This is a genomic window from Jatrophihabitans sp. GAS493 (assembly GCF_900230215.1).
Classification (GTDB): domain Bacteria; phylum Actinomycetota; class Actinomycetes; order Mycobacteriales; family Jatrophihabitantaceae; genus MT45.
Genome location: NZ_LT907982.1, coordinates 2,109,117 through 2,126,007, shown reverse-complemented (window position 1 = coordinate 2,126,007; position 16,891 = coordinate 2,109,117). Strand labels below are relative to the sequence as shown.

Below are 16,891 nucleotides of genomic sequence, written 5' to 3'. Positions count from 1 at the left end.
CTCTCGCCGGCCGCGAATCCGTCCGCGAATCCGTCCGCAAACCCGGCCACTCGCCGACGAGCATATGTCGGGGTCGCGATCGCTCAAACTCCAAACGAACCCCGGCCGAGACCGCCGGACCGGGGCGGAATCTCAGCTCAGCTGGAGGCGACACCATTGCGTAGCGCGTCGAAGAGCTGCTCCAGGCGGACCCGATGCTCGTCGACCACCGAACCCGGAGCCGCGCCGGCCAGCAGGTGACGTGCGGTCTGCAGCATCACCGCTGTGTAGCCGGCTATGAATAGCGCGGCGAACAGCGTCCCATCACCGGTGTAGGTCGGATCTGCGTCCAGTTCGCCGGCGAGCGTGCGCTGGAGTTCGGAGGCGATCTCACGGGCTCGGGCGACCAGCGCGGACGACTCGGCCACCGTGCGAAAGAAAGGCGCGGATCGTTCATCGACCCCGGAGAGCGGCTGGCGGTCATCGAAGAGACGCATGCTGGTTTCGCGCAGTGAGGCCAGCACGTCAACACCCGCACCTCGCTCACGCACGGCTGAACGGAGCAGCTCGATCGCGTCCTCGGTGCGATCCAGGAAGAGGTCCTCTTTACGCGGGAAATGGTTGAAGACCGTCACGCTGGAGACACCGGCCTCGCGGGCCACCTCGGCAACCGTCACCGCGTCGTAGCCGCGCTCGAGGAAGAGGCGGTTGGCAACCTCCCGAATCCGGGCTCGGGTCTGGGGGCCGCCGCGCTCTCCGGTCCTGGGCACTGAATCTCTCACTTTCTTGTGTAACTAAACTTAGTGACTTAACATAGTGGCATGACCACCGATCAGACTGACCTTAAGTCCCCGCACTCCCCCCGATCGCTGCGGGAGGCGTGGGTCGCGCTGGCCGGGCTCTCCGCCGTCTTTCTCTTCGAGATGCTGGACAACTCGATCCTGAACGTTGCCTTGCCGACCATCGGTCGCGAACTGCGGGCCTCGACAACCACGCTGCAGTGGGTGACCGGCGCCTATGCGGTCGTCTTCGGCGGGCTGATGCTCGCCTTCGGTGCGATTGCCGACCGTTTCGGCCGCCGCCGGGTCATGCTCATCGGGCTGGTTCTGCTCGGTCTCGCGAGTCTGGCGACCGCCTTCGTCACCACGGCCGAGCAGCTCATCGCGGTGCGGGTGGCGATGGGCGTAGCGGCGGCGATGACGACTCCCGGATCGATGGCGCTGGCCTTCAGGCTCTTCGACTCCGACACCCTTCGGGTCCGGGCGATCACCCTGATCTCGACGGTCGGACTCGTCGGACTGGCGATCGGGCCGACGGTCGGCGGGCTGGTGCTCTCGATCGCCCCGTGGCAGGTGCTGCTGCTGGTGAACGTGCCGATCGCACTGCTCGCGATCGTCGGCGTGCGAACCGGAATCGCGGCCGACGCCCCGGCCGATCTGCACCGCGATCCGGTTGATGTGCTCGGCGCTGTGCTGGGCACCGCGACCATCGTGCTCGCCCTCCTCGCCCCGACGCTCTTCGTCAATGAGGGTCTCCGCGGGTGGCTGCCCTGGACGGCGACCGCCGCCGTCGCCGTGAGCGCGACTCTCTTCATCGCTCGCCTCCGCTCAGCTCGCCACCCGCTCCTGGATCTGAAACTGGTGGCCCGCCCGCTGGTGTCGAGTGGTCTGGCCTTCAAAGCCGCAGCCGGCCTGGCCACTGCCGGGCTCGGCTATCTGGTGACGCTGCAGTTGCAGCTGGACTGGGGCTGGTCGCCGGCGTTGGCCTCCATCGGCATGCTGCCGCAGGTGATCGTCCTGATCGCGGGTGGGGCGTTGGTGAATCCGTTCGTGCAGCGCGTCGGGCTGGAGCGGGCCGCCTGGATGAGTGCCACGGCCGTCGTCGTCGGCCTCGCTGTCTTCGGTCTGCTGAGCCGTTTCGGGTACGTCTGGGTCGCCATCGCTCTCGCGCTGGTCGCGGCCGGGCTGCGAGTGGTCGGCGTCGTCGCTGCGACCAACGTGCTGCGTGGTCTTCCGAAGAGCCGGACGACCATCGGGGCCGCGCTCACCGACACCTCGACCGAGGTCGCCTCCGCCGTCGGTATCGCCATCGCCGGTACGATCCTCGCCGCGCGCTTCAGCGGCGACATCGCCAGTGCCAACTGGAGCACCGGGCAGGCTGCGCAGTTCACCAGCGCCGTAACCATCGCCGGCATCACGCTCACGATTGTCTCAGCGGCGCTGGTCGGCTGGGGCATCCTCCGTTCGCGCCGCGGCGCGCCGGAGCAGCTCATCGACGAGCACTCCGGTGACGAGGTGCCGGCCGCGCTGAGCGAGCCGATCTCTGCCTGACGCGCCTCCTCTTCTGACTGGGGTGCTGACGCCCGGTTCAGATTGATCAGGATCAAAGAAGCGTCTCCTCCGGCGGCTCTTCTAGGCTGACCAGATAACAGCCACCGCAACGAGAGGAACCGCAGAAATATGAAGACCATGACCTGTAAGCAGCTGGGCGGACCATGCGATCTCGCGCTCCACGGCGAGACCGCCGACGAGGTCATCAAAGCGCAGGACGCCCACCTCAAGGAATCGGTCGCCCAGGGCGATACCGCGCACGAGCCGGCCCTGAGTGACATGAAGGGCCGCTGGAAGCACCCCATCTCCGGGATGGGCTGGTACCGCTCGACCAAGAAGGCTTTCGCCGCCCTGCCTAGCGACTAGCCGACGATGGCGCCGGACGCGGTATGGATGTCGGTCTTCGCCGACGGTCTGGGCGGGGGGAACCCCTGCCCGGTGGTGCTGGGTGCAGACGTCCTCACGGGGGAAGACATGCAGGCCAGCACCGCCGAGTTCGGAGCGGAGACGGCATTCGTCCTCCAGCCTCGCGCCGGTGGCGATATCCGGCTGCGGTACTTCGTGCCCAATCACGAGATGCAGATGTGCGTCCATGCCACGATCGCCGCGACCGTACTACTCGGGCGAGCCGGACGGCTTCCGGCTCATCGCGTCGTTGTCGAGTCCCCGCTTGGGCCGTTGGGCGTTACCTGGGACCGCGACTCAGCCGTCGTCGACCAGTTCGCGCCCGTGGTCGGCGCCGAAATCAGCGACTTGGCCGCCTTGACGAGGGTGGCTGAGGCGCTACGGACAAAGGTGGACGACGTCGCGGGACCGGTCCGATCGGTGTCGACGGCCCGAGCGAAGCTGATGATTCCGTTGCCGGCGGAGTCCGCGCTGGATGCGCTGGAGCCGGACTATGAGCTGCTCTGGCAGGTCTGTGACGAGCTCGACGTCACCGGCTTCTATGCCTTTGCGCCCGGGACGGAGAACGTCGACATCACGGCCCGGCAATTTCCGCGCCGCGCCGGCTATGTGGAGGATCCGGCCACCGGAGTCGCGGCTGCGGCATTGGCCGCGCACCTGGCGGCCGGTCTTCACGCCCCGGGGTGGCACACCTGGCGCATTGCACAGGGTCGGCGGATGGGGCGGCCGTCCATCCTCCGCGCCGAGGCCGAGCGAGACGTTTCCGGGGCGGTGATCGCAACCCGGGTCGGCGGGGGTGCCCACGTCCAGAGCCGCGACAGCAGAGGACTGTAGCGCCGACCGGTGCACCCTTGTGTGGTCTTGTTTGAGTTGAATCTCCTTACTTTTCCTGTGCCTTGTGTTCGGAACCAGCGGCTGACCGAACTTTTGTCGTACCTCACCGCTACGGTTCTGGGTATGGGAGGAACACCGTACGACGAGACGGATGATGGGGCTGCTGTGCGGGTTCCGTCGTTTGCCGATGCGGTGATGTTTCCCGATGGTGTGGCTTCGTGGTTGGCGGCGCATGAGCCGGGTCCTGAGACGGGGGCGTTGTTGGGGGTGCTGGACCCGGAGCGGTTGACCCATGCTGGGCGGGTGGATCTGTTGGTCGCGGTCCGTCGTCAGCAGGCCTGGTTCGCCGCGACCGAAGCGGGGTTGTTGGCGTCGATCAGTGCTCATGCGGCGGAGCTGTCCCCGGTGCCGGAGTTGGCGTTCGAAGCCGCGGAGGCGGACGTGTCGTGTGCGCTGCAGATCCCGCCGCGGACAGCCGGGTTCGCGTTGGACCACGCCGTGACCCTGGTCAACCGGATCCCGACCACGCATCGGTTGCTGTTGGAGGGTCGGACGACGCAGCGGCACGCGATGACCCTCGTCGGTGCCATCACCAACATCAGCGACCCCGACACCGTCCGACGGGTCGAGGACGCGGTGCTGGGCAAGGTGGGGCATCAGACTCCGACCCAGTTCACCGGCACCGTCCGCCGCGCCGTCGCCAAGTTCAACCCGAAAACCGATGCCCAGGCCCACGAAGATGCGGTGAAGGAGCGTCGGGTCGCCCGGTTCGCTCATGACGACGGGATGGCCGCGGTCTGGGCCTACCTCCCCGCCGATGCCGCGGACGCGGTGATGGTCGCCGTGAACGCCGTCGCCGACCAGTCGAAAGCTCAGGCCCCCGGGGATGGGCGGACCGCCGACCAGCGGCGGGCTGATGCGTTCCTGAACATCGCCCTGCGGGCGTTGAACGATCCGGGGTTGCCGAAAGCCCACGGCCTGCGCCCCAGCGTTCACGTCACCGTCGCCGCAACCACCCTGTTGGGCTTGGATGAGTTGCCGGGTGACCTCGACGGGTACGGCCCGATCCCCGCCGCCCTGGCCCGCCGCATCGCCGCCGACCCCACCGGCACCTGGCGCCGCCTGATCACCGACCCCCTGTCCGGCACCCTGCTCGACCGCGGCCGCAGCACCTACACACCACCCCGCGACCTCGCCGAACACGTCATCACCCGAGACCGGACCTGCGCCTTCCCGACCTGCACCCGACCGGCTCGCCGCTGCGATCTCGACCACCGCATCCCGTATCCCACCGGCTGCACAAGCGCCTGCAACCTCAACGCCCTCTGCCGCCGACACCACCGCCTCAAACACCAACTCGGCTGGACCATCACCCACCGCGACACCCACGGCAACTACCACTGGAGCACCCCAACCGGCCACCACTACCAATCCATCACCCCACCCCTCAGCGACCCCGACCCACCACCGGAAGGCACGGCAGACGACCCACCACGTGAGAAACCACCGGATATCGAGGCAGCCTGACCGGAGTACCGGCCGGCCAGCACCGGCTAGGGGCTACCAGGTGCTCGACTCAACGTTGACGATCGGCACCAGGCTCGACTCGTCCCGCAGCGCCTCGAGGAACGTGACGGCCTCGGCCGCCACCGAGCGGTGCTGCAGGTCGTTGAGGACATCATGGTGAGCGCCACGCACCACGCTCAGACGAGCCTGCGGCAGTGCCTTAGCCGCGCGGGCCAGAGCATCGCGATCGGCGTATTCGTCGCTGTCGCCGACCAGCAGCAGGTGCGGGAGCTCGACGGTGCTGCCATAGACCGCATCGAGCAGCGCCGTCGGCAGAGGGTCGTCCAGCGTGCCGCGCTGCACCTGGCTGTCGTCACTCAGCACGGCCCGATGCGCCGGGCAACTGGTGCGGGCGGCGAGCTCCTCGTCCCAGCCGGCAACCACGTGCGCACCGTAGCCCGGCAAGCCGGCCAGCACGACCGCCTGCGGCCACCACGCCACTTCGCGCTGCGCGCCGGCCGCAACCGCGCCGCGCAAAGCCGCCCCGGCCACCGCCGCACCAGTCACAGCCGCACCAGTCACAGCCACACCAGTTGCCGCTGCCGCAGTTTCCGCTGCGCCAGCAACGAGCGCGCCGACTGCCGCCGCACCGCTGTCCGAACCGACCAGCACCAACGGCTGCGCGATCGGTCCCGCTGAGGCCAGATCGGCGACCGCGGCACCCAACTGATCGGCGAGCTGACGAAGTGACCCGTCGACATCGCCCGGGTCGATCTCGGGTCGCCGCAGGACGCGCACCCGGTAGGCGTCCGCCGCGAGGCGCGAGGCGAAACGTCCATAGGATTGCGGGGTTTCACCACGCCCCGGAATAACCAGGATCGTTCCCCGCACGCGCAGTGCGGGCGGCCCGAAGTAGTCGTTCTGCTCGTTACTCGGCATCCTCAGACTCCAGCCAGTTCGGCGCTGCGCGCGGACGAATGAACCTCGGGCCGCCACCCGAGCGCGGGTGCGACCTCGGTGGCGATGAGCTCGAGAGCCCGGATCGCCGCGTCGTGATCGGGGATGGCCGGATTGAATTGGGCAATCAGGTCGGTCGCCACCGGTAACACCTTCTCCTGCTGCAACTCGGCGACGATCTCATCGGGATGCCCGTAGAACGAGTGGAATCGCCGCAGCGCCTCCTCCACGCTCAGCCCAACCGGGAAGGCGCCCTTCGCGCCGAATTTCTGCGCCGCGCGATGCACGTCGGCGCCGATCTGCTCGAGCGCGCTGCGCTTGTCGGCCGCCGGGAAGATGAACCGGGAGAGTCCGATCCGCGGCGCCCGGGGCTGGTCCCAGGCTCCCAGGAAGGAGTCGGCCCACGGCCGCTGCACCTCGTCGGTCGGCGCGTCGTAACCGTAGGCCGCACGGTTGAGCAGCAGGTTCGACCCGCCCGCGGCGGCGTACTCCGCCCCCGGCTGGCTGAAGACGCCCTGCCAGATCCGCTCGGTGAAGTCGGCCACCGGCGGCTGGATGGTGAACCCGGCGGCCCCAACCTCCTTATTGGACAAGGCAGTTCGCAGAATGGCCAACCCTTCGCTGGTCAGCTCCCGCTTCCGCGCGGCGTCGCGTCCGAAGGCGGCGTACTCCAGTTCGCTGGCCCCACTGCCGACGCCGATCTCCACCCGGCCGCCACTGAGGGTGTCCACCACTGCTACGTCCTCGGCCAGCCGGACCGGGTGCTCCAGCGGGAGGATGGTGATGGCGGTGCCGAGCCGGATCCGCGTCGTCCGGGCAGCGGCATGGGCGAGAAACGTCCACGGCGAGGAGAGCCCACCGCCACCGAGGCTGACGTGATGCTGGGCGACCCAGCCGACGTCGAAGCCGAGCTCGTCGGCAGCGACGAAGAGTTCCTGGGCATTGCGGTAGGTCTGAGCCAGTTCCGCCGGTCCGCTCCCCCGACCCTGGACGTGGGTGAGAAAGCCGAGTCGAAATCGCGGCTGGGCAAGTGAATCAGTCATGATGTCCGTCTTCCTGTCGCCCATTAGGCGACGGTGATGAGTGCAGCACCGAGGATGAGATCGAGAACAGCCGCGGCTCCGCCGTTCGGCAGCTCCGCACCACGCCAGGCGACGTGCTGATCCGGCCGGACCAGGACGTTCTCCGCTCCGTAGAGCTCACGTACCTGCGGATCGTCCAAGTGCACAACGGTGAACGGCACACCGCGCTCGGCGGCCGCGCGGATGAACTCGGCCTCGACGCTGCGGTCGGCCGAGAGCACCAGCAGGGCGAAGTTGCTGCCGATCCGGTCATAGAGCGTCCCACCGTAGGGATCGATCACGCCGTCCGGAGCCCGATGCCCCGGACGTGGATCGTCGTCGTACCGGTCGGGCCGCCAGCCGGGCTCCGACTCCAGCTGACCCTCCTCGTACCAGAGCACGGTCGATGCGTCGTAGCGCTCGTCGAAGGTCACACCGCTCGCGTTAACCCGGTCGGCCGCCAGCCGGTCGGCTATCTGGGCCCGTCGGCGGACGGCATCGGCGGTGAGGTCGTCGTCGTCCGGCACACCGATCCGGCGGATGTCAGCCAGCGCCAGCTGCGATCGCTGGGCCCGGGCCAGAGCGAAGTCGCCGACCCGCCAGTTGTGCGGCCGCCGCTCCTGATCGTAGGAGTCCAGCAGTGCCTCCGGCGCGCGGCCGGCGAGTACCGCGGCAAGTTTCCAGCCGAGGTTCACCACGTCCCCGAATCCCTCACCGAGGTTCCCGCCCGGGGTGCGGACGTGCGCCGCGTCGCCCGCCAACAACACCCGATCGGATCGGAAGGTCCGGGCTATCCGGGTTGCCTGATAGAACGTCGTAGCCGAGGCGATCTCGAGGTCGACGTCGAAGCCGAAGGCGGCCTGGGCCACTTCGACCAGTTCGGCGTCGGTCGGTTCGTAATCCAGCGGGTACGGCCCCGCGTAGACGCGCCATTCACGGGTACTCACAGCGGCGAGGAAGCCGGAGGCCCGGTTGTTGAAGACGATGTTGGTGCCACTCGGCGCGGGCCCGACCCGGTCGGAGATGTCCCCGGTGCGCACGATGAGTCGCAGTCGCTTCTCGGTCGCATATTCGCCGTCGCGCTCGATGCCGGCCAGCCGCCGTACGCTGCTGCTGCCACCGTCGGCTCCGATGACGTAGCGGGCCCGCACGGTGCGCGTCGCCGCATGATCGCCCTCATCCAATTCGGCCTCGATCCCGCCACCATCGATCCCGCCACCATCGATCCCGCCACCATCGGCCCCGCCATCCTGGCGCAGCGCGGTCAGCCGCCAGCCGCCGGAGACGCTGACACTGTGCCGCTCCAAGTGCTCCAGGAACACCTGCTGCAGCGCGGACTGCGGACGGCGCAGCGCCTCCTCCGAGGAGTGCCGCCCGCTCCCCCGGCCGCTGAAGGACGGGGTTTCGGTCGGCAACAGCTCATGCCCGACCAGCGAGGTGACGAGGCGAATACCGCGGTTCCACTCCGGCGGGAAGGTCCACTCGTCGCGAATCTGCTGCAGCACCCCCCAGCGCCGGAAATGCTCCACGACCCGCGGGGTGTGCCCCATCGCCCCGGCCCGGATCAGGGTGGCGGTCCGGGCCTGGTCGACGACGGCCACCAGCACTCCCCGGGCGGTCAACTCGATGGCGGCGGCCAGGCCGACCGGGCCGGCGCCGACGATCAGGACATCGACTTCGGCCGGTGGTGTGGCATGCGGGAAATACACGGTGTGCACGTCCCGGCCGCTGGTGGCGGAGTAGTCGCTCATCTGCCCGCCTCAGCCCTGGGATCCGACGAGTTCACGGCTGTAGCGGTTGGCCGGGATGGGCAGGCCGAGGTGCCCGCGCAGGGTCTCCGCCTCGTACTCGGTGCGGAAGAGCCCCCGCTGCTGCAGGATCGGCACCACCCCGTCCACGAAGAGGTTGAGCTCGTCGTTGGTGCGGAAGGCGAGGTTGATTCCGTCAAAGGTGCCGGCGTTGAACCAGGTCTCGATCGTGTCGGCCACCGTCTGCGGCGACCCGACGAAGGGCGAGCGCTTGAAATCGGAGGCGGTCTCCACCACCTGGCGCAGCGTCAGGTTCTCCCGCCGCGCCCGCTCGATGATCTTCGCCGCCCCCGTCCGCCCGCCCCGCTCAGCCAGGTGGGCCACATCCGGGAACGGCCCGTCCGGGTCGTACTGGCTGAAGTCGTGCGCGCCGAAGCCGCGGCCGAGCAGCGCCAGGTTGCTCGCGAAGTCGTTGTCCTCCTCGAAGATCTCCCGCTCCCGGCTACGGGCCGCGTCGTCGGTGGCGGCGACGATCGGGCCGCCGTGGATGAAGATCTTGATGTGCTCCGGGTCCCGTCCGGCCTCGGCCGTGCGCCGCTTGATGTCCGAGTAGTACTCGCGGGCCTGCTCCAGCGATCCGCCCGGGGCGTAGATCCCCTCGGCGACCTGGGCCGCGAGGTTACGCCCTTCTTCGGAGACGCCGGCCTGGAAGATCACCGGCTGCCCCTGCGGCGAGCGGGAGAGGTTCAGCGGCCCGGCCACGCTGAAGTGCTCCCCGACGTGCTCGAGCGCGTGAAGCTTCGACGGGTCGAGGAAGACTCCGCGCTCGACATCGGCCGGGAAGGCGTCGTCCTCGTAAGAGTCCCAGAGCCCGCGGATGACCTGCACGGACTCCAGCGCCCGGCCGTACCGGCTGGCGTAGTCGAGGTGCTCGTCGAGGCCATAGTTGCGCGACGTTCCGGTGTCGAAGCTGGTGACGACGTTCCACCCGGCCCGGCCCCCGCTGATGTGATCGAGCGAGGCGAAGCGCCGGGCCAGGTTGAACGGCGAGTTGTAGGTCGAGCTGGCGGTGCCGACCAGCCCGATGCGGTTGGTGTGCACGGCGACGGCCGAGAGCAGCGTCAACGGCTCCAACCGGTTGAGGTAGTGCGATGGGTAGGTGCTGTTGATGAACTGGCTGTCGACGATGAAGAGGGCGTCGAACAGTGCGTGCTCGGCGGCCTGGGCCTGCTGGATGTAGTAACGAATGTCGATGCTGGCGTTCTTGGCCACCCGCGGGTCCTTCCAGAGTCCGTGCTGGCCGGGGCCGCCCACGCCGTAGGGATGCAGAGCGAGATGAAGTTTGCGAGTCATGGTTTCTTCCTTCGGATTGATCTAGATGGTCGGGAAAATCAGGCGTTCAGGAGGGCCCGGAGAGCGTCGCGTTCGGCCCGGCTGGCCGCGCCGGCCCGCAGTGTCGGTGCGGAGCCGACCAGCAGTCGGGTGTAGACGTGCTCGGGGGCGGTGATGATGCGGCGGGTCGGTCCGGTCTCGACGAGTTGGCCCCGGTACATCACCGCGATCCGGTCGGCCACCCCGGCGACCGAGCCCAGGTCGTGGGAGATGAAGACGAGGGCAACCCCGGCGGCTCGCAGCTCCTTGAGGATCTCCAGCACCTCGACGCGGTTGGCCGAGTCCAGCGCGCTCACCGGCTCGTCGAGGATGATCAACTCGGGCTCGGTGACCAGCGCTCGGGCGACGGCGACGCGCTGCCGCTGGCCACCGGAGAGCTCCCCCGGCAGTCGCGTCACCAGTTCGGCCTCCAGGTGTACCCGGTCCAGCATCAGCTGAACCCGGCTGGTTGCCTCAGCCCGGGCAACGCCCTGGATCAGCAACGGTTCCAGCAGCGAATCGCCGACACTGACGTCCGGGTCCAGGCTGCGCAGCGGATCCTGGAAGACGTACTGGATGACGCCCCGGCGCCGCAGCGAGCGCCAGTTGCGCCGCGAGTAGCCGCTGACGTCCTCCCCGTCGATGAGGATCCGGCCGGCCGACGACGGCACCAGACCGAGGACGGAGCGGGCGAAGGTCGACTTGCCCGACCCCGTCTCACCGATGAGCCCGATCGTCTCGCCGGCCCGGACCTCCAATGAAACACAGCTCAGAGCCTGCTGGCGACGCCGCCGCTTGCCGTAATGGACGTCGAGGCCGGTGACCTCCAGGACCGGGCGGCTCATTGCGCCTCGCCTGCTTCGGCGGAGAGGTAGCGGTCCAGGCCGTAGAGTTCGTGCTCGGCGATGAGCAGCTTCGTGTACTCGTGCTGGGGACGGTGCAGCACCTCGGCCGTCGGCCCCTGCTCCACCACTTCGCCCTGACGCATCACCAGTACCTCGTCGCAGAGTTGCGCGACGACGGCCAGATCGTGGGAGACGACGAGCAGAGCGAGCCCGGTCCGTTCCCTCAGGTCGGCCAACAGGTCCAGAATCTCAGCCTGAACCGTGACGTCCAGCGCTGTGGTCGCCTCGTCGGCGATCAGCACCGTGGGATCCGCCGCGATCGCCGTCGCGATGAGAACTCGCTGCAGCATCCCGCCGGAGAGCTCGTAGGGGTACTGCTCGTAGACCAGCGCGGTGTTGCGCAACTGAACCGCCGCGAGCAGCTCCATCGCTCGCTGACGGGCTTGCCGCCGGGAGAGTCCCAGCTTCACCCGGATCACCTCCGCGACCTGGGCCCCCACTCGAATCGAGGGGTTGAGGTAGGAGGCTGGGTCCTGGAAGACCGCGCTGATCGTGGAGCCCCGCAGGTTCGTCCACTGCTTCGGAGTGAGGCCGGCGATGTCCTGCCCGGTGATCTCGATGGTCCCGCCGGAGATGCTGAAGTGCTCGGGGAGAATCCCGAGCGCGGCCCGGCAGGTCAGCGTCTTCCCGCTTCCGGACTCGCCGACGATGCCGATGACCCGTCCCCGTGTCAGTTCGAAGGAGACGCCGTGCACGATCTCGCGGTCGTTGACGTTGTCATGCACACGCACGTCCCGAACCGCCAGCACAGTCTGATCGGGCGAGGTGGGCGCAGGCTCGGTAGGGGTGACCGGCGCTGAAACGGTGCGCTCGGAGAGGATGGTCATCAAGCCCTACTTTCCACGGGAAGCGGTTGTTTTCCACGGTCTCGGTTGATGTCTTGGTTAGCCCTCGCCTTGCCGGCGTTGACCAGCGCGCGGCCGGACTCGCCGGAGACGTCACGGATGGCGTCAGCCAGCAGGTTGCAGCCCCAGACCGTCAACACGATCAGCGCGGCCGGCGCGACCGGCGCCCACGGCTGATAGTGCAGATAGTTCAGGTCGGAGGCGAGCATGCCGCCCCAGGTCGGGGCCGGCGGCTGCACGCCGATGCCCAGGAAACTCAGGCTCGAGACGACGATGAAGCCGACGCCGATCGTCTGGGCCAGCGCGACGGCGATGGCCGGCAGCACCTTGACCCAGACGTGTCGACGCACGATCCAGCCGACCGACGCGCCCGAGATCAGCGCCGCCTCGACGTACTGCGAGCGGGCGACGGCCAGCGTCGCGGCCCGCGAAACGCGGTAGAAGACCGGCGAGACGAGGACTCCGACGACGAGCATGGCCTGGGTGATGCCGTTGCCGAGCAGTGCGGTCACCGCGACGGCGAAGACCAGGAACGGCAGCGCGATCAGCGTGTCGGCCAGGCGCAGGCTGGTCCATTCGAAGACGCGTCCGAGGTAGACCGAGAGCAGCCCCGGGATCACCCCGACGGCCAGCGCCACCAGGGCCACCTCGACCGAGCCGAGCACGCTGATTCGCGACCCCGCGAGCAGGCGGCTGAAGGTGTCGCGGCCGAGGTAGTCGGTCCCCAGCCAGTACTGCGCCGACGGCGGGGCGAGCGTCTTCGAGGTGGTGGCTAGCGGATCGTGCGGAGCCAGGAGCGGGCCGAGGATGGCCAGCAAGCCGATGAAGAAGAGGATGCCGAAGGCCAGCCGGCCGGCCCGCAGGGAGAGGATGCGGCGAACCATGTCAGACTCCTCGCTGCGATGCCGGCGTGACCTTGCCGAGCACGATGTTGATGATCAGGTTGAAGGTGACGACCAGCACGATCGAGACGACCAGAACCCCTTGTACCGACGGCACATCACCGGCCTGGGCGGAGTCACTGGCGAAGCGTCCGAAGCCCTGCAGTCCGAAGATCCACTCGGTGACCACAGCACCGCCGATCAGGGCCGGGAAGCGCAGACCGAGCACCGTCAGCGCCGGGCCGGCGCCGTTGCGCAGGACGTGCCGATAGAAGATCGGTCTTGGACTGAGGCCGCGGACGATCGCCCCGGTGACGTAGTTCTCCTGGTAGGCGCCGATCAGCCCGGCCCGCAGCTGCCGGGCGACATCGGCCACCGCGTCGAAGCTCAGTGCCAGCGCCGGCAACAGGAGGTGGGCGAACCAGGGCGAGGCGCCGGCGGCGAACGGAACGTACCCGCCGGATGGGAACCACCGCAGAGCGACGGCGAAGACCTCGACCAGCACGATGCCGACAACGAATGGCGGCATCACCGAGAAGACGGTCAACACGCCAGTGATACCCCGGTCGATCCAGGTGGTGCGACGCAGCGCCGCGATCGTACCCAGGGCGAAGCCGAAGACGATCCCGATGAGCAGCGCGATGCTGGCGACCGAGAGGCTGATGGTGAGGCCGTCGCCGATGAGCTGCGAGACGCTCACCCCGTTGGACCAGCTGCGGCCGAGGTCGCCGTGCAGGACGTGGTCGAACCACGTCCAGTACTGCACCAGGAATGGCTTGTCCAGTCCCCACTGCTGCTCGATACGGTGCACCGCCTCTGGGGTCGCGTCCTCCCCCAGCTGGATGCGGGCCGGGCTCAGGCCGCTCAACGATCGCAGCCCGAAGGTTATGAAGGTGGCCACCAGGAAGACCGGCACGAAGATCGCGACGGAGCGGAGGAGGGTGATCAGGGTGCGGCTACTTGCCCGCCGCACCCTGATCAATGTGCTCGCGCGACGGCTGGATACCAGAGTGGGTGCGTATGCAGCTGTGCTGGCCATGCGCGATTGCTCCTGTCGTGGGTAGAGATGTGGCGGCTAGCTGATGGTGACGCCGGTCCAGTCGACGTGCCCGGGAATGGCCGGCAGCTTCGAGATCGCCTTGTTCTTCGCGAAGAGATTCGGAGCGGAGTAGGTGAAGACCAATGCCTGGCTCTGCAGCCCGGCCCGGGTGGCCGCCTGCAGCGTCGTCGCGTAGTCCGGCGACTCGAGCGGAGTCTGACGCACCTTCGACACCGCCGCCTCGAACCCGGCCGGCTCGTACGGCGTGCTCAGGTTGAGCGGGCCGTTCGGGCCGAAGTGGGCGGTCAGCGTCTGCACCGCCGAGTCACGGCCGGTGGTGCCGTAGAGGGAGAAGGCCAGGTCCTTGGCGAAGAACGGAGTGGCCCAGTTCTTGTCGATCTTGATGTCGACGGTGATACCGACCGCCGCCAGCTGCGACTGGACGATCTCGGCGTCGGCCTGCTCCTTGGGGATCACCAGCGTCACCTTGATCTGTCCCGACTTGAATCCGGCGTCGGTCAGCAACTGCTTGGACTTGGCCGGGTCATAGGCGTACAGGTCCGCCGACTGCGGGTCGTAGGCGACATACCCCGGTGGGAAGGGCTGGGTGGTCGCCGCGCCGTAGCCGAAGGTCAGCTTGTCGACGAACTCCTGGCGGTTGATCGCGTAGCGCACCGCGTCGACGACCTTCGGGTTGTTGAACGGCGCCTTGTTCACATTGATGCTGATGTTGCTGGCGTTGAAACCTGGCTGTACGAAGACGTCCTGTCCGGCCGACTTGGCGGCGGCGGCCTGGGTCGGCGGGATGTCAGCGAAGTTGTAGACGCCCGTCTGCAGCCCGGAGACCACCGTCGCCGGGTCCGGGGCGGAGATCAGCTGGACGGCGTCGATGTGGATGTCCTTGGCGTCCCAGTAGTTCGGGTTCTTCTTCAGGACCGCCTTCGTGCCGGGGACGAGATCGGTGACGATGAAGGGACCAGCACCGACCGGCTTCTGGTCCAGCGTCGTCGGGTCGGCCGCTGCCTTGGGGCTGGCGATCTGGAGGACGCGCTGCCCGAAGAGCAGCGGAATCTGATAGTCCGTCTGCGTCAGGTGAACAACGACGTCGAGGTCACCACTGGTCGTCACCGACTTGATCGAGGTCAGGTCGCCGAAGATCGCCGAGTTCTTCTGGGTCTTGGCCCGCTCGATGGCGTCCTTGACCGCCGCCGAATTGACTGGCGTGCCGTCGCTGAAGGTCAGCCCCGATCGGAGGTGAAAGGTGATCTCGTCGCCGGCCGTGTTGTACTTCCAGCTCTCGGCCAGCTCGGGGACGGCATCGCCCTTCTCGTCCGTCTTGGTCAGCGCGGAGTAGACCAGTGCCAGTTCCCGGAACTGCGCACCGCTGCCGGAGACCACCGGATCCCAGTGTGTCGGAAAGTAGGAAGACGCCCACTTCAGTGTGGGCGTGCCACCGGCGGTGGTGGCGGCGGACCCGCTACCGGTGCAGGCGCTGAGGGCGAGCGCCGGCACGGCCAGGGCGGCCGCGAGTACGACACTGCGCCGCAAGCGGCGAGCGGGTAGCGAGGGAATTGCGGACATTTTCGTGGTCTCTCTTTCGGATGGTGTTTCGGATTGATGTGACAGTTGAGCGGTGGGGCTCGACTAGGAGACGAGCTCCGCCGGTTCGGTAGCGGCGTTCAGATCGGCCTCGAGGCGGGCGACGGTGTGGCGGTTCGGCGGGATCGGCAGACCGAGATTGCCGCGCAGCGTGCTCGACTCGTATTCGCTGCGCACCACCCCGCGTTCGCGCAGGATCGGCAGCACCTGGTCGGTGAAACGGGCGAACTCGCTCGGGGCGTTGACGCTGATGCTGATGCCGTCGAAGCCACCGCCGTCGAACCAGCGCTGAATCTCGTTGGCCACGGTGAGCGGTGATCCGACGAAGGGCGAGCGCCACGCCGTCAGTTGCTCCGCGACGACCTGGCGCAGCGTCAGGTTCTTCTCCCGGGCATTGTGGGTGATTGACTCGGCCTGGGTGCGGAAGCTGCGTGCGCCCAGCGCGGCGACGTCGGGGAACGGTGCGTCCAGGTCGTACTGGCTGAAGTCGTGCCAACCGAAGGGGCGGCCGAGTTCGGCCAGCGCCCGGTCGAAACTCTTCGCCCCGGCGATCGCCGCCTCCTTGGCCAGCGCCTCCTCGTCGGTGTCGGCGATGATCGGGAAGATGCCCGGAACGATAAGGACATTCTCCGGGTCACGCCCCTTGGCGGCGGCCCGCGCGCGCAGCTCGGTGCGGAAGGCGGCCGCCTGCTCCAGCGTGGGGGCGTGGGTGAAGATGGCGTCGGCGATACTCGCACCGAGGTCGCGCCCCTCCTCCGAGTCACCGGCCTGGAAGATCACCGGCTGCCCCTGGGCCGAGCGCTCGAGATTGAGCGGGCCGACGACCGAGAAGTACTCACCCTCGTGGTTGAGCGCGTGCTGCTTGCTCCGGTCGAAGAAGACCCCGCGCTCCTTGTCCCGCGGGAAGGCGTCGGCCTCGTAGGAGTCCCAGAGACCCTGTGCGATCTGCACGTGCTCCTTGGCCCGGCCGTAGCGGGTGGGGTAGTCGTAGTGCTCGTCGCGGCTGTAGTTGCCCGAGGTGCCGGCGTCGCCGCTGGTCACCACGTTCCAGCCGGCGCGCCCACCACTGATGTGGTCGAGGGAGTAGAGGCGACGGGCAACGTTGAAGGGTTCGTTGTAGGAGGTGGTGAGCGTCCCGACCAGACCGATGTTCGTGGTGTGCACGGCGATCGCCGACAGCAGCGTCAGCGGCTCCAGGCGGCTCAGGTAGTGATTCGGTGAATCCGGGGTAATGAACTGGCTGTCCACGATGAAGACCAGGTCGAACTTCGCCGCCTCGGCCTCCTTGGCCCGGTTGATATACCAGTTGACGTCGACGCTGGCATCGGGCGCGATGTCGGGGTGCAGCCAGGCGTTGTGCTGGCCGGGGCCACCGACTCCGAGGAGGATGGCGCCGAGTTTGAGGGTGCGGGCAGACATGGGACTTGCCTT

Annotated in this window: 15 protein-coding genes; 4 read left to right on the top strand and 11 right to left on the bottom strand. The window is 68.2% G+C overall.

The genetic code is table 11. From position 1 onward, the window contains the following. Nucleotides 1-137: 137 nt before the first annotated feature. Complete coding sequence (locus CPH63_RS09785; protein WP_096302793.1) at nucleotides 138-749, bottom strand: TetR/AcrR family transcriptional regulator; 612 nt, start codon at nucleotides 747-749, stop codon at nucleotides 138-140. 51 nt (nucleotides 750-800) lie between these two features. On the opposite strand from CPH63_RS09785, the gene CPH63_RS09780 reads away from it, so the two are divergent. The 4 genes from CPH63_RS09780 to CPH63_RS09765 all read left to right on the top strand — a co-directional run bounded on the left by CPH63_RS09780 (nucleotide 801) and on the right by CPH63_RS09765 (nucleotide 5,075). Then, nucleotides 801-2,309 carry an MFS transporter gene (locus tag CPH63_RS09780; protein WP_096302792.1) on the top strand — a complete coding sequence of 503 codons (1,509 nt, stop codon included), beginning with the start codon at nucleotides 801-803 and terminating at the stop codon, nucleotides 2,307-2,309. Nucleotides 2,310-2,438: 129 nt separating this feature from the next. Continuing rightward, on the top strand, nucleotides 2,439-2,675 hold the full coding sequence (locus tag CPH63_RS09775) for a DUF1059 domain-containing protein (RefSeq protein WP_096302791.1): 237 nt from the start codon (nucleotides 2,439-2,441) through the stop codon (nucleotides 2,673-2,675). Between the two features lie 6 nt (nucleotides 2,676-2,681). Then, nucleotides 2,682-3,548 carry a PhzF family phenazine biosynthesis protein gene (locus CPH63_RS09770; protein ID WP_096302790.1) on the top strand — a complete coding sequence of 289 codons (867 nt, stop codon included), beginning with the start codon at nucleotides 2,682-2,684 and terminating at the stop codon, nucleotides 3,546-3,548. 123 nt (nucleotides 3,549-3,671) lie between these two features. Continuing rightward, entirely contained in the window at nucleotides 3,672-5,075 is a 1,404-nt protein-coding gene (locus CPH63_RS09765) for an HNH endonuclease signature motif containing protein (protein WP_096302789.1), read from the top strand. A 33-nt stretch (nucleotides 5,076-5,108) separates the two neighbouring features. Here CPH63_RS09765 and CPH63_RS09760 read toward each other — a convergent pair whose 3' ends face one another. The 10 genes from CPH63_RS09760 to CPH63_RS09715 form a co-directional block, all read right to left on the bottom strand. Next, nucleotides 5,109-5,993, bottom strand: coding sequence for a serine aminopeptidase domain-containing protein (locus tag CPH63_RS09760; protein WP_096302788.1), 885 nt, complete (start codon nucleotides 5,991-5,993; stop codon nucleotides 5,109-5,111). A 2-nt stretch (nucleotides 5,994-5,995) separates the two neighbouring features. After that, a complete protein-coding gene (locus tag CPH63_RS09755) occupies nucleotides 5,996-7,054 on the bottom strand; it encodes an LLM class flavin-dependent oxidoreductase (RefSeq protein ID WP_096305053.1) in 1,059 nt (352 codons plus the stop codon). 23 nt (nucleotides 7,055-7,077) lie between these two features. Then, a complete protein-coding gene (locus CPH63_RS09750) occupies nucleotides 7,078-8,823 on the bottom strand; it encodes an FAD-dependent monooxygenase (protein ID WP_096302787.1) in 1,746 nt (581 codons plus the stop codon). Between the two features lie 9 nt (nucleotides 8,824-8,832). After that, a complete protein-coding gene (locus CPH63_RS09745) occupies nucleotides 8,833-10,173 on the bottom strand; it encodes an LLM class flavin-dependent oxidoreductase (protein ID WP_096302786.1) in 1,341 nt (446 codons plus the stop codon). Nucleotides 10,174-10,211: 38 nt separating this feature from the next. Next, nucleotides 10,212-11,036, bottom strand: coding sequence for an ABC transporter ATP-binding protein (locus CPH63_RS09740; RefSeq protein WP_096302785.1), 825 nt, complete (start codon nucleotides 11,034-11,036; stop codon nucleotides 10,212-10,214). Continuing rightward, nucleotides 11,033-11,923, bottom strand: a complete 891-nt coding sequence (locus CPH63_RS09735) for an ABC transporter ATP-binding protein (protein ID WP_096302784.1) — start codon at nucleotides 11,921-11,923, stop codon at nucleotides 11,033-11,035. The genes CPH63_RS09740 and CPH63_RS09735 overlap by 4 nt, the downstream gene beginning before the upstream one ends. Then, nucleotides 11,923-12,825, bottom strand: a complete 903-nt coding sequence (locus CPH63_RS09730) for an ABC transporter permease (protein WP_096302783.1) — start codon at nucleotides 12,823-12,825, stop codon at nucleotides 11,923-11,925. Before CPH63_RS09730 ends, CPH63_RS09735 begins: the two co-directional genes overlap by 1 nt. A gap of 1 nt (nucleotide 12,826) precedes the next feature. Next, nucleotides 12,827-13,861 carry an ABC transporter permease gene (locus CPH63_RS09725; protein WP_096302782.1) on the bottom strand — a complete coding sequence of 345 codons (1,035 nt, stop codon included), beginning with the start codon at nucleotides 13,859-13,861 and terminating at the stop codon, nucleotides 12,827-12,829. 36 nt (nucleotides 13,862-13,897) lie between these two features. Then, entirely contained in the window at nucleotides 13,898-15,442 is a 1,545-nt protein-coding gene (locus CPH63_RS09720; protein ID WP_096302780.1) for an ABC transporter substrate-binding protein, read from the bottom strand. A 63-nt stretch (nucleotides 15,443-15,505) separates the two neighbouring features. Next, nucleotides 15,506-16,879, bottom strand: coding sequence for an LLM class flavin-dependent oxidoreductase (locus CPH63_RS09715; protein WP_096302778.1), 1,374 nt, complete (start codon nucleotides 16,877-16,879; stop codon nucleotides 15,506-15,508). Between the last annotated feature and the right edge of the window lie 12 nt (nucleotides 16,880-16,891).

Coding starts and splice junctions, on each gene's coding strand:
- CPH63_RS09780 (WP_096302792.1), top strand. CDS start 801: ATGACCACCGATCAGACTGACCTTAAGTCCCCGCACTCCCCCCGATCG.
- CPH63_RS09775 (WP_096302791.1), top strand. CDS start 2,439: ATGAAGACCATGACCTGTAAGCAGCTGGGCGGACCATGCGATCTCGCG.
- CPH63_RS09770 (WP_096302790.1), top strand. CDS start 2,682: ATGGCGCCGGACGCGGTATGGATGTCGGTCTTCGCCGACGGTCTGGGC.
- CPH63_RS09765 (WP_096302789.1), top strand. CDS start 3,672: ATGGGAGGAACACCGTACGACGAGACGGATGATGGGGCTGCTGTGCGG.
- CPH63_RS09760 (WP_096302788.1), bottom strand. CDS start 5,993: ATGCCGAGTAACGAGCAGAACGACTACTTCGGGCCGCCCGCACTGCGC.
- CPH63_RS09755 (WP_096305053.1), bottom strand. CDS start 7,054: ATGACTGATTCACTTGCCCAGCCGCGATTTCGACTCGGCTTTCTCACC.
- CPH63_RS09750 (WP_096302787.1), bottom strand. CDS start 8,823: ATGAGCGACTACTCCGCCACCAGCGGCCGGGACGTGCACACCGTGTAT.
- CPH63_RS09745 (WP_096302786.1), bottom strand. CDS start 10,173: ATGACTCGCAAACTTCATCTCGCTCTGCATCCCTACGGCGTGGGCGGC.
- CPH63_RS09740 (WP_096302785.1), bottom strand. CDS start 11,036: ATGAGCCGCCCGGTCCTGGAGGTCACCGGCCTCGACGTCCATTACGGC.
- CPH63_RS09735 (WP_096302784.1), bottom strand. CDS start 11,923: ATGACCATCCTCTCCGAGCGCACCGTTTCAGCGCCGGTCACCCCTACC.
- CPH63_RS09730 (WP_096302783.1), bottom strand. CDS start 12,825: ATGGTTCGCCGCATCCTCTCCCTGCGGGCCGGCCGGCTGGCCTTCGGC.
- CPH63_RS09725 (WP_096302782.1), bottom strand. CDS start 13,861: ATGGCCAGCACAGCTGCATACGCACCCACTCTGGTATCCAGCCGTCGC.
- CPH63_RS09720 (WP_096302780.1), bottom strand. CDS start 15,442: ATGTCCGCAATTCCCTCGCTACCCGCTCGCCGCTTGCGGCGCAGTGTC.
- CPH63_RS09715 (WP_096302778.1), bottom strand. CDS start 16,879: ATGTCTGCCCGCACCCTCAAACTCGGCGCCATCCTCCTCGGAGTCGGT.